Origin of the sequence: Legionella quateirensis (genome assembly GCF_001467955.1) — a bacterium.
GTDB lineage: Bacteria > Pseudomonadota > Gammaproteobacteria > Legionellales > Legionellaceae > Legionella > Legionella quateirensis.
Window position 1 is genome coordinate 393,413 of the sequence record NZ_LNYR01000031.1, and the last position, 12,635, is coordinate 406,047.

Sequence of the window (12,635 nt, forward strand, 5' to 3'; positions counted from 1 at the left end):
ACATTCGAGATGACGGTTAAATTGCGTCATCCTGAACGAAGTGAAGGATCTCCGAGTGCAAGCACAGTACCACGCTAAGGAATTCGAGATGACGTTTCTCTGAGTTATTGTGATATTACTCTATTTAGACTGGATCATTTGATGATTGGATGCTTCTGAATGGAATGGGATTGAATGGTTGTACTCTTGGATCGGTTGAGAGAGCAGATGGCTGCTGGATTAGTTCCAACTTTTGTTGTTTTGATTTTTTTTTAATATCACGTTCCAGTTTCATGGCTAAGGGCTTATCTCCGTCAATTATCCAGCATTGGGCAATATGAAGGGGCTTAAAACTTCGTGTATATTTACAACCGCCAGTACCATTCAGATGAGATAAAAAACGTTTTTCCAGATTATCAGTATAACCCGTGTAATAACTTTGATTTTCGCAAAGAAGAATATAAACCCAATAATCTTTTTTAGACATATATCCAACCTTAATCTATCCTTTAAGCAGAATGTTTGGCTTAATCAAATAATAACCTTTGGAACATGGCAATTATCTTATTACAGAATGATGATGCTGCCTATTCTCAGAGATAATTCAGTTTGATTTTTTAAGCAGATTGGGTATGAAAATTACTGAAAAGGAGTTCGGCATGAATATTTCGTTTATTGGTCTTGGTAAAATGGGATCAGCAATGGTCGAGCGTCTGTTGCAAGCAGGATATCCCGTTACAGTATATAATAGAACCCCATCAAAAGCCCTGCCCCTTGTAAAGTTGGGTGCAAGGTATGCTGATTCGTTAATTCAAGCAGTACAAGAGGCTGATGTGGTGATGAGTTGTTTGTTGAATGATCAGGCCGTTCTTGGGATGGTTAATGAGTCAGTACACCACTTTAAACCCAAGGCAATTCATGTGTGTTTGTCAACAATATTACCTGATACTTCAGTAACGCTTAGGGAGTTACATGAAACGAATAACAGTAATTTTGTCTCTGCTGTGGTTTTGGGTATCCCTAAAGTAGTGCAAAAAGGAGGTGTTACTGCCTATTGCGCTGGTGCTGATAAAAACCTGGAACTGGTAATTCCTTTGCTCAAATCGTTTTCAACTGAAGTTATTTGCCTTGGTGATAATATAAAAGCAGCAAATACATTAAAAATCTGTCTGAATTATAGTTTGGCAACTGCATTGGAGCTTATTAGCGAACTGTATGTATTTGCAGAAAAAAGCGGTCTTGAAAGTGAGTTTGTTAAAATGAGTCTGCATCAAATATATGGTCATCCCGCGTTTCAACTTTATGTTGATAAAATTCATGAACGAAATTTTGATGAAGTGAATTTTGATATGATCGGTGGCAATAAGGACATCACTATATTTCAGGAGGCTTTTGCAAGAGCGGGTGTAGTACCTGAATTAGGAAATGTTATTAAATCCCGATTTATTTCTGCATTGGCGAATGGAATGGAGCATCAAGATTGGAGTGGCATTTATGAGATCATTCGAAATCAATCGGGTTTGACTGAGTAAGCTGATAATCTACTGTTATAAATGACGACTCTATACTGAAGTGTCGTCAATGCGTCTTTACTTATTGGGATCAGGACTTACGATTTAACGAAGAGATCGAGCTTTCTTCGTAAGTCCTGTGGGTCTGATAAGCGCTATATCCGATTATTCATTTGAATTATTTAAGAATAGTTCCATCGGAACTTTTTATAATCTTGGTACCATCAGCATTTGTTTGAACTGAAGAGCCATCTGTATTAATTATCAGATTTGAACCATCAGGATTTTTTTGCATTGAAGATCCATCGGTATTTTTTATAATCTTGGTTCCATCGGATTTAATCTCAACAGAAGAGCCATTAGCATTGGTTATCAGTTTTGATCCATCAGGATTTTCTTGTACTGACGAACCATCGGCATTTTTTATAATTTTTGTTCCATCAGTTTTAGTAAGAACAGATGATCCATCCGAATTGGTGATTAATTGTGATCCGTCCGAGTTGCTTTGAACAGAAGAGCCATCTGCATTTTTAATCAGGGAGGTAGTCGCCGAAGAATTAGTAGTATTTTCTGCATAGGCTACAGAACCAAAAGATAGAGTGATTAATAGAACAGTAATTAATAATGTCATTTCAGATTGTTTAAAACTATTGAACATGTTCATGGTGATGACCTCTTCCGTGGTTATTCAATGCTTATTTTCAATTTCATTACCAGACCTTTATTGATATCTGATAATTCATCAGCGTGTTGACAGGAATCTGTGTTTAACAGCATTCTAAATAAATATGTATAAAAATTATACTATATAAGTCCGGTTATTTCCATTAAGTGCTTTGATAATTGGCTGAAACCGTGAATAGCATAGAAAAATATGTGTGTTACTGCCATAATATGGCAGCATAATAATTTGATAAAGGTAGGACCGTTGTCCCGTACAGACCGATTATTTGAGTTGATCCAGATTTTGCGCCGGCATCGATATCCGGTCAGCGGAGCAATTCTGGCCGCTGAGTTAGGTATAAGCCTGCGAACCCTCTATCGCGATATTGCGACCTTACAGACGCAAGGAGCCAGCATTGATGGCGAGCCAGGATTAGGTTATGTGTTACACCCTGGATTTATGTTACCTCCCTTAATGTTTTCTGAAGAAGAAATCGAAGCTTTGGTTCTTGGTTCACGATGGGTTGCCAAACGCACAGACAGTCAGTTAAGTTCGGCAGCAAAAAATGCATTGGCCAAAATAGCTGCCGTACTTCCTGATGACTTAAGGCATCAGCTGGATGCATCAGGCTTATTGATTGGTCCGGCAAACACCATTGCAGCGGGTGATGAAGAGTTAGCGACGATAAGAACGGTTATACGAGGAGAGCGAAAACTATTAATCTCGTATAAAGATAATAATGAGAACTTGAGCGAACGGATTATCTGGCCTTTTGCTTTAGGATTTTTTGAGCAGGTTCGCATTGTTGTTGCCTGGTGTGAGCTTCGTCAGGAGTTTCGTCATTTTCGCACGGATAGAATAATCAAGTTAAGCCGGTTGGATATTCGCTATCCTGCCAGGCGTCAGGCGCTATTGAAAAAATGGCGTGAGCTTCAAGGTATCCCTGTTCAATAACATTCCAATCACTACTGACACATTCTGTCATGAATAGCCTGTACACTGGTCTACTTTCAGGAGTTATTAAAGATTTCTTTGGTCTAGAGTCTGAGGTATCCCCTGATAGTTTATAACGCCGAAAATGTATTTATTTAATTTTCAATGGTCAATTTAATACCCGTCTTTGCGAGCAAAGCGAAGCAATCCAGAACGGAGCCTTATTGGAACTGTATTCTGGATTACTTCACTTCGTTCGTAAAGACGAAAGATTATACTGAATAGTAGATAATTATCCTCACTAAAATTATGAGGGGATACCTCAGGTCCAGACTTTGGCAGTCGATCTTGGGAGGGGGCGTAATTCCATACTAGCAACTGGAGTGTTCTTCATGTGTCGAAATTGGCTGGCAGTAGCTTCTGCAGAGCATGTACGTCGTGGTCGAGAATCAGGATTTATGCAGGTTTGTCACGGAAAGAAATCACCATTAATGCGCATTCATCCTGGTGATACCATTATATATTACTCACCTACAGTCAGTTTTGGTGGCGCAGATAAACTTAAGGCGTTTACCGCAATTGGAACAGTAAAAAATGGAGAGGCATATCAGGTGGATATGGGCGATGGTTTTTGTCCTTTCAGACGAGATGTAGCCTGGTATAAGGCTACAGAAGCATTCATTTTCGCTTATCTGGATGAACTTGAATTTACCAAGGGAAGGCGTAATTGGGGGTATCCGCTTCGATTTGGATTACTGTTAATCAGTGATCACGATGCGAAGTTGATTGCACAGGCGATGAATGTTGTGATTTCTCTTTAACACATGACATAAGTCGATAGTTTTTATTATTTTTTATTATTAGGAATATGATGATGTACACAGAACCAAGAAGAGTAGAGGTTGATAGGTTCAATGTAACTGGTTTGAGTGTTCGCACAATAAATTGCGATGAGTTCAGCCCGGATAAGGCCAGGTTGCCGTTACTTTGGGAGCAGTTTTTTTCTTCCGGACTTGCTGAAACAAGTTCCGATCGTTTAAATAATGCTGCAGTTTTCGGGGTGTATTCTCATTACGATTCTGATGAAAATGGTTATTATACAGTAACTGCAGGCCTGGACAGTACACACCTGAGTAGTGTATTGGATTTAACTCAGGTTGAGATAAAGCAAGGCAGTTATCTGGTTTTTGAAGCTCAAGGCGCTTTCCCGGAAGTTGTCGTTCAGACCTGGGAGCGTATTTGGGTTTATTTTCGGGATAATACGGTTCATAAACGTGCCTTTCAAAGTGATTTTGAACAGTATTCAGGGCCAAATCAAATTGCTATCTATATAGGCATTTGCACGAAATAGAATTATGGATGAGCGTTCCGGCATGTTGTGTAGTCTCAATTTGATCTTTCCCTGTTTAGGACTAATATTTAGTGAACAGGGAACAATAATCTCAATAGATGGAATAAATTATGAATGAACTGGACATTTTGAAATTATTTTATGATGAGATGAAAGAGAAAAGTGTGACCCGCGATAAGGTCTTTCTGACTTTAGAACAAGAGGCTGTTGATAAATTATCTCAACAGCTGGGTACCCCACTGACCATGGAATATGTTCATAAATTAACTGACATTTGTATCGCAAACGAATGGTTAGAGCGTACTACAGCTGATATTCATTATAAGTATTTATCTTTGACCGAAGCCGGTTTACAGATGGTTATAATCAGCGAGTACAGTAAAGCTCGATAATTTTTTAACTTAAAAGATCACAAACTTAGAGAAATTAAGTTAAAGAGTGTCATTCAAGGGTATAATCTTTAGGCAAAACTCGGTAAAATAGATCACTTTATTCTTTTTTTTGTTGCCACTATGCCAAAACGAACTGATATTAAATCCATCCTGATTCTTGGAGCGGGTCCAATTGTTATTGGACAAGCATGCGAGTTTGATTACTCCGGTACTCAAGCAGTACGTGCATTGAAGGAAGAGGGGTACCGGGTGATATTGGTTAATTCTAATCCAGCAACCATTATGACGGATCCTGAACTCGCTGATGCAACCTATATAGAGCCAGTTCGCTGGAAAGAAGTTGAAAAAATCATTGAAAAAGAACGTCCGGATGCTTTATTGCCCACTATGGGAGGGCAAACTGCATTGAATTGTGCTCTGGATTTGGTTAGAGAAGGCGTTTTGGCCAAATACTCTGTTGAAATGATTGGCGCTACACGAGAAGCAATAGACAAAGCGGAAGACAGAGAAAAATTTCGTCAGTTGATGATTAAAATCGGTTTGGATATGCCTCGTTCCGCTATTGCTCATAGTTTGGAAGAAGCCATTCAGGTTCAGGCACGATTAGGATTCCCTGCTATTATTCGTCCTTCATTTACCATGGGCGGCAGTGGTGGAGGGATAGCTTATAATCGTGAAGAATTTGAAGAAATCTGTACTCGTGGTCTGGAGCTTTCTCCAACTCATGAACTGTTGATTGATGAATCTGTTCTGGGTTGGAAAGAATATGAAATGGAAGTGGTTCGCGATAAAAAGGACAATTGCATTATTGTTTGTACTATAGAAAATCTGGATCCAATGGGAGTGCATACTGGCGATTCCATTACGGTTGCCCCAGCTCAAACACTAACCGATAAAGAATATCAGCGCATGAGGGATGCCGCGATAAAAGTATTGAGAGCAGTAGGTGTCGATACGGGTGGCTCTAATGTGCAGTTTGCAATCAATCCCGAAGATGGACGCATGCTTGTTGTAGAGATGAACCCGAGGGTATCGCGAAGTTCTGCTCTGGCTTCGAAGGCAACTGGTTTTCCAATCGCCAAGGTGGCCGCGAAATTAGCCGTTGGTTATACTCTTGATGAACTAAAGAATGAAATTACTGGTGGTAAAACTCCAGCGTCTTTTGAGCCGAGTATTGATTATGTAGTCACTAAAATTCCGCGATTTAATTTTGATAAATTCCCGCAAACTCCAAATACCTTAACTACTCAGATGAAATCTGTGGGTGAGGTGATGGCCATAGGATCCAATTTTCAGGAATCCTTACAAAAAGCGATTCGTGGCCTGGAAATAGGGCGATGTGGTTTACATTCTTTGTTCCAAAAAGGAGATATGGCTCGATTGAGAGGACATTTGCGTGAACCTACTCCTGATCGACTCTGGTATATAGCAGACGCGTTCCGACAAAATTTGTCTCTGGAAGAGATTCATATGGAAAGTCGCGTTGATCCCTGGTTTTTGGCTCAGATCGAAGAGCTTGTACAACTTGAGCGTTTGGTTTTTGGGAAATCCATCCATGAGTTGGATAAAGCAACCATTAGATTATTAAAGCATCGCGGTTTTGCTGATGCATACCTGGCCAAATTAATGTATTGCACCGAGGCTCAGGTTCGAGCGCGTCGAATTGAATTAGGAATTATTCCTGCCTATAAACGAATCGATTCATGTGCCGGTGAATTTCCCAGTGATACCGCCTATTTATATTCATGCTATGCCGGCAATTGTGAAGCGCGTCCAGAGAACGATAAGAAAAAGATCATGATTCTTGGTGGTGGACCTAATCGTATCGGTCAAGGCATAGAATTTGATTATTGTTGTGTGCATGCTGCCATGGCGTTAAGGGATGCAGGTTATCAAACAATTATGGTTAATTGTAATCCTGAAACAGTATCAACTGATTTTGATACTTCGGATCGCTTGTATTTTGAGCCTGTAACTCTTGAAGATGTTTTGTCCATAGTTGAAGTGGAGCAGCCTGATGGCGTTGTCGTGCACTATGGCGGACAAACCCCTTTAAAACTGGCCAGAGATCTTGAAGCAAATGGAGTGAACATTATTGGTACATCTCCTGACGCTATTGATATGGCGGAAGACAGAGAGCGTTTTCAACAACTCGTTATGGAATTGAAGCTGCATCAACCTGATAATGGTACTGTAAGAAGCGAAGCGGAAGCGATTGATCTGGCTAATCGTATTGGTTACCCATTAGTCGTACGGCCGTCTTATGTTCTTGGCGGCAGGGCTATGGAAATTGTCTATCAGGAAGAAGATCTGCGTTACTATCTCTCACATGCTGTTGCTGTTTCTAATGATTCACCCGTTTTACTCGATAAGTTTTTAAATGATGCCATAGAGGTTGATATTGATGCGATCTGTGATGGAAAAGAGGTATTAATTGGTGCCATCATGGAGCATATAGAGCAGGCTGGTATTCATTCAGGTGATTCTGCCTGTACTTTGCCTCCGTTTAGCCTAAGTGTTGTAGTACAGCAGGATTTAATGGAACAAATGCGGCAAATGGCTTTAAAGTTAGGGGTAGTTGGTTTAATCAATGCTCAGTTTGCGATTCAGGCAGACGATATTTATGTTTTGGAAGTAAATCCTCGTGCTTCAAGAACAGTCCCCTTTGTTTCCAAAGCCACAGGTTTGCCCTTAGCTAAAATTGCGGCACTGTGTAAAGCAGGTATTAGCCTGAAAGACCAGGGGTTAACGCAAAATCATCATATGCCTTCATTTTACTCAATTAAACTCCCCGTTTTTCCATTTATAAAATTTTCAGGAGTTGATTCCATACTGGGGCCAGAAATGAAGTCAACTGGCGAAGTGATGGGTATTGCCAAGCGATTTGGTCAGGCTTATGCTAAAGCTCAGTTGGGAGCCGGCTGTAATATTGCCAAGCGACGCCGTGCTTTTGTTTCTGTTCGTGATGCGGATAAAACCCGCGTGGGGGAGATAGCTAAAAGATTAATTGAACTGGGTTTTGAAATTATTGCCACACGCGGTACGGCATTGGCACTTCAAGCAGCAGGTGTAGACTGCAGGCGAGTCTTTAAAGTAGCCGAAGGCAGGCCGCATGTGTTGGATTTTATAAAGAATAATGAAATTGATTTTATTGTGAATACGACTGAAGGCAAGCAAGCGATTGCGGATTCATTTGCTATTCGACGCAATGCATTACAGCATAAGGTTAGTTATACTACGACATTATCAGGAGCTGAGGCTGCTTGCCTGGCGATGAAATATGAAGATAGGGAAACAGTAACTCGATTACAGGATTTACATTAGAGGTGGATATGAGTAAACATCCTATGACAGTACAAGGTGCAGAAGCACTTAAAGAAGAATTGCAACGCTTAAAATTCGTTGATCGCCCTCGTATCGTTGAGGCTATCGCTACCGCACGAGCTCATGGTGATTTAAAAGAAAATGCGGAATATCATGCTGCCCGAGAACAGCAAAGTTTTAATGAGGGACGAATTCAAGATCTTGAAGCTAAATTATCTCATGCGCAGATTATTGATATCAGTAAATTACCCAATAATGGGAAAGTTGTATTTGGAGCTACAGTGACTGTATGCCATCTGGCAACCGATGCTGAATTAACCTATCAAATAGTTGGCGAAGATGAGGCCGATATTAAATTAAATAAAATATCCTACAGTTCACCAATTGGTCGTGCTTTGATTGGTAAAGAGTTGGATGATACGGTGACTGTTAATACTCCCGGCGGTATGGTGGACTATGAGATTATTGATGTTAAGTATTGTTAGTTTGTGATGACAACAATAAGTTTAATTCTATGATATTAATCGTTTAGGGGTTTATATAAAAATCCTGAGTCATCGTGAATTTTTGTAAATTGCGCCAATCAGATTTGGATTATTAAATCCCCAATCACTTTGAGTAAAAGGATTGGGGATAAATTACAGGTTTATCCAGGAATATCAATGGTTCAAATCATCTCATGTGTTCGACATACAATCTAACATGACTTATTTAAACCAGGCTCATTTGCATGATGTAGAGCTTACTTTATTTGAATCTTAACTGATTATCCTCTTGGTGGTTTAAGTTGTTTACTAAATCCGAAACGGTTTTAATCTCTTGTTTGGTATAAAGGGCGCTTGTTTGTAAAAACTTACTAATTGCTTGACCTAACTCACCATTCTTCAAGGCACCTAAATGAGGGGTTAAGTCAATTCGTTCTCCAGTTAAAGCTGCTTTTAATGCATCTACCGCGGCAAATTTTTGTGTTTTACTATAACCAAAACCAAGGCAAAAAAAGGTTACTTTATATTCTGGATTAGGTCCTTCAAAAAGTTCTCTTCTGGTTTTGTAGTCATCGAGAATGTCTATGAATTCTGACAGAGCCGCCGCTTTAAATTGTGAATAGTCTGCCTTGACTTGTTTTAGTATTTTATCCATAGCGGTTTTTATCACATTGTTCCAGTTAATAGGCTGGTCGCTTTCTTGTGGAGCGTCTGGTTGAGACGAGACTGGCGGATGCTCTTCTATTACAGGAATTGGCTCAACTTTTTGCTCTACTATTGGTTCTGCTATTGGTTCAACTCTTTGCTCTACTATTGGTTCTGCTGTTGGCTCAACTTTTTGCTCTATTATTGGTTCTGCTGTTGGCTCAACTTTTTGCTCTATTATTGGTTCTGCTATTGGCTCAACTCTTTGCTCTACCATTGGTTCTGCTATTGGCTCGACTCTTTGCTCTACTATTGGTTCTGCTGTTGGCTCGACTCTTTGCTCTACTATTGGTTCTGCTGTTGGCTTGACTCTTTGCTCTACTATTGCTTCTACTATCGGCTCAACTCTTTGCTCAGGTCTTATCAAAACACCCGGGTTATAGGAATACAATTTTGCCAAATGGTCCTCTACACGCCCTAAACGTAAATTTAATTGTTGCGCCGCCGCGGGATACGTTTCTGGAGCTGATTGGACTTTTATACACATAGCTTCAATAATGTCACGCATTTTATAGTGCGAGCCGTCGCCAAAAAGATATTCAGGGTATTCTGCGAATACTAATGACTCAAGATGAGCGCGATCGGTCATCATGTGACCAAACCATTCGTCTAATAAAAGGTGATTATTTAAAAAGTGATCTATCAAAGCATCCATAGTTTTATATTGATTTGGTATGGCGCAATATTCTGGATAATGAGTCGCTATGGCGCCTGAATAACAATCCCAATGTTGTTTTTGTTCTCGAAAAAAAGTATTGACTGCAACCTTATTGGGGCTGTCTTTACATCCCAATGTACCGGTCATCCACCAATGAGCTTGATCAATCATTGAGGTATTTGCGTAATTGGGCACATTAATTACTTCGCCTCTTTGTATATCATTTAATGATAATAAATAATCTTTTATTGCGTGCCATCGTGCACCAAAATTCGCTTTCCATATTGGCTCGGATTGGGTTTGTTCAAAATGAGCACTAATCCCCAATACTTCAGCAATTGCTTGCAAACCGGGCAGTGTATTTTCTAGATATCTTTGTTCTCTATCCCTCGCCAATGCCAATCTCTTGATACCTGCGTTTGGATCAGAAATGTCTATACCATAATCAGCATTTTCAGTTCCTAACCGTAAGTAGTCAGTACTGCCAGCCATAGGTAGGCCAAATTTGAGTATGGAGCCAAAAGTGACGGATATTCCCGCACTGTCTATCCTTGGATAGATGGATGAATGTAATTCGTTCAAGTGAGTTTCTGCAGCAATGATTTTTTGTATTAATCCAGGTGATTCACTTATCCTCTTAAATTCGGGACTTCTAAAAAAAGAAAGCATGATTGCATCTCGTCCAGAAAATCCAATATTCCCGAAAGAAGCCCTCCATTGTGCTGAAGCCTCTTGCATCAGTGCTACTTCATATGGAGTGAAGTTGGGTTTTGGATAGGATCTTGAATAATGAATTTTCAATTCATCAATTATACATTGTAAATTTGGCATACTTTTGACTCCAGTTTTGATTGTGATAAATACAAAAACAACAATTGTTTTACAAGAATCATAAGTGATGGTGATTAAAGGGATATTATTGGGGGATATGATTTAATGTTGGGGGGCAACGAATTGTGTATAGGTCCTTAATGTAATAAATAGTTCACACTGATGATGTACTGGTCATTAATTCCTGGTGTAATAATAGGAATCCATTCATTGTTGCCGATATTTTTCAGTTTGTGTCTTTCTATTTAACCGTTCTGATAACCCGCATTCCCAATAAAAATGACCTTCCTAAATTCTCTCCCTTTGTGTCTTGTATGTAGGATGAGTTGACAATTCATCAAAATATTCCCAACGTTCCGAGACGTCGATACTTGGTGAGGTGTATGTATTAATTCATTCGGAGTTCTAGTAATAAAGTAAATAATCAGTGCAAAATATGCTTAATTATGATACAATAATCGCCTGATTTGAACACATTGTTTTGGTTGTTGTTATGCCTGAAGAAGCTGCTAAAAGACGTTTGGAAAGTGAACTTAATAAATTAAAACTGAATATCCCTTCATCTGTTTTTCAATACGATTTAAACCGTGCGCAGGCAATTGAGTATTTAAAAAATAATAAATCCGTACCGTTTATATTTCGCAACTCAAGCATCTCAGGATATTTTGCTTTTGATATTCCTAGTGGAGACAGACAAAGCTGTACACATATATTAGTTTTACCCCCATCTTTAGAAGATGAGGAATTTAAATTATACAATTATGATAATAAAAACTTTACTGCAACAGGTTCTTTAATTCGTTATTTTGAGTTCGCCTGGGATGAGCAACACAATAGAATGAGATCAGTCGAAGAAATGCGTTGGTATCAGTTCAAGCGTTTAAATCAACTTACTCATAATGGAACAAGTGCTGTTATGAGTACACAAAGCCTGGATAAGAAAAAAATCGCATTAACAGCCAAGGAAGTACAGAGTCATGCGCAGCATAATCCGGGTTTACAAAAATCAGGTGATGGGCATACTGGATTTGCAATGGCTGCGGTCTTAAATTCTCCATTTGTAGTCTTACGATCAAAAGAAAATCGCGATGAAGCTAATAATAAAATAAAGGATCATATTGTTGATAATGGATTAATAGTTGTAACTGGGCATGGTAGTCACGTTGGAGATGCAGTGAGTGGAGTCTACATTAACATTGACGTGCAGCAAGAGACCCGATTGGAAGATGAAAAAATAAAACGTAGTCCACATGATATAGTCAGTTCAGCAATGGAGTCTGGACTAAAAAGTGGTAACAGCGTAACGATCTTGCTCTGTATTTGTTATGGTGCTTTCGACAGTCAACGGAATGGTAGCAGTTTTGCGCATAAATTAGTGCGTGAGTTTGCAAAGCAAGGAATAAGTACAACAATCTTGGCTACTGATCAGCCATTTATTCGCTTTGGGTCAAATGTGATTATTGATAATAAAATCACATTTAATGAACGAGTGGGGATGGCCGCAAAGGACGTACATTTTATTACTGCCAAGGTAGATGGTCCTGATTCTAATCCTGTAATTACAGTATTTAAGCCTAATGAGAACATTCAACTGTCAAGCAATGGTATTGAATTCAAAAATCCCAACCAACTTCTGCTTGATCAACAACTTCAACTGAAGCTTGCAGAAGAACAACGTCTGCAAAAGCTTGCAGAGGAACAAGATCGAATCCAAAAACAGGTAGAAGAACAACGTCTGCAAAAGCTTGCCGAGGAACAGGCTCGAATCCAAAAACAGGCAGAAGAACAACGTCTGCAAAAGC

The 12,635-nt window shown here is 39.4% G+C and carries 11 protein-coding genes; 8 read left to right on the forward strand and 3 right to left on the reverse strand.

Annotation, left to right across the window (positions count from 1 at the left end; genetic code table 11):
• Positions 1-124: 124 nt before the first annotated feature.
• A complete protein-coding gene (locus tag Lqua_RS11360; protein WP_058474383.1) occupies positions 125-466 on the reverse strand; it encodes a GIY-YIG nuclease family protein in 342 nt (113 codons plus the stop codon).
• Positions 467-611: 145 nt separating this feature from the next.
• On the opposite strand from Lqua_RS11360, the gene Lqua_RS11365 reads away from it, so the two are divergent.
• Entirely contained in the window at positions 612-1,511 is a 900-nt protein-coding gene (locus Lqua_RS11365; protein WP_274519359.1) for an NAD(P)-dependent oxidoreductase, read from the forward strand.
• A gap of 157 nt (positions 1,512-1,668) precedes the next feature.
• Here Lqua_RS11365 and Lqua_RS11370 read toward each other — a convergent pair whose 3' ends face one another.
• Positions 1,669-2,154: a hypothetical protein gene (locus Lqua_RS11370; protein WP_058474385.1), complete on the reverse strand. Its 486-nt coding sequence runs from the start codon at positions 2,152-2,154 to the stop codon at positions 1,669-1,671.
• Between the two features lie 264 nt (positions 2,155-2,418).
• On the opposite strand from Lqua_RS11370, the gene Lqua_RS11375 reads away from it, so the two are divergent.
• The 6 genes from Lqua_RS11375 (at position 2,419) to greA (ending at position 8,639) form a co-directional block, all read left to right on the forward strand.
• Positions 2,419-3,108 (forward strand): helix-turn-helix transcriptional regulator, encoded by a 690-nt coding sequence (locus tag Lqua_RS11375; protein ID WP_058474414.1) that lies wholly within the window; start codon positions 2,419-2,421, stop codon positions 3,106-3,108.
• 371 nt (positions 3,109-3,479) lie between these two features.
• On the forward strand, positions 3,480-3,908 hold the full coding sequence (locus tag Lqua_RS11380) for an EVE domain-containing protein (protein WP_058474386.1): 429 nt from the start codon (positions 3,480-3,482) through the stop codon (positions 3,906-3,908).
• Positions 3,909-3,955: 47 nt separating this feature from the next.
• Positions 3,956-4,438, forward strand: coding sequence for a GyrI-like domain-containing protein (locus tag Lqua_RS11385; RefSeq protein WP_083501315.1), 483 nt, complete (start codon positions 3,956-3,958; stop codon positions 4,436-4,438).
• A 110-nt stretch (positions 4,439-4,548) separates the two neighbouring features.
• On the forward strand, positions 4,549-4,830 hold the full coding sequence (locus Lqua_RS11390) for a hypothetical protein (protein WP_058474388.1): 282 nt from the start codon (positions 4,549-4,551) through the stop codon (positions 4,828-4,830).
• Between the two features lie 120 nt (positions 4,831-4,950).
• Positions 4,951-8,154, forward strand: a complete 3,204-nt coding sequence (carB, locus tag Lqua_RS11395; RefSeq protein ID WP_058474389.1) for a carbamoyl-phosphate synthase large subunit — start codon at positions 4,951-4,953, stop codon at positions 8,152-8,154.
• Between the two features lie 8 nt (positions 8,155-8,162).
• Complete coding sequence (gene greA, locus Lqua_RS11400; RefSeq protein WP_058474415.1) at positions 8,163-8,639, forward strand: transcription elongation factor GreA; 477 nt, start codon at positions 8,163-8,165, stop codon at positions 8,637-8,639.
• Between the two features lie 262 nt (positions 8,640-8,901).
• Here greA and Lqua_RS11405 read toward each other — a convergent pair whose 3' ends face one another.
• Positions 8,902-10,833 carry a hypothetical protein gene (locus Lqua_RS11405; protein WP_058474390.1) on the reverse strand — a complete coding sequence of 644 codons (1,932 nt, stop codon included), beginning with the start codon at positions 10,831-10,833 and terminating at the stop codon, positions 8,902-8,904.
• A gap of 493 nt (positions 10,834-11,326) precedes the next feature.
• Between Lqua_RS11405 and Lqua_RS11410 the strand changes: the two genes are divergently transcribed.
• A partial coding sequence (locus Lqua_RS11410; RefSeq protein WP_058474391.1) for a hypothetical protein occupies positions 11,327-12,635 on the forward strand: 1,309 nt, incomplete at its 3' end.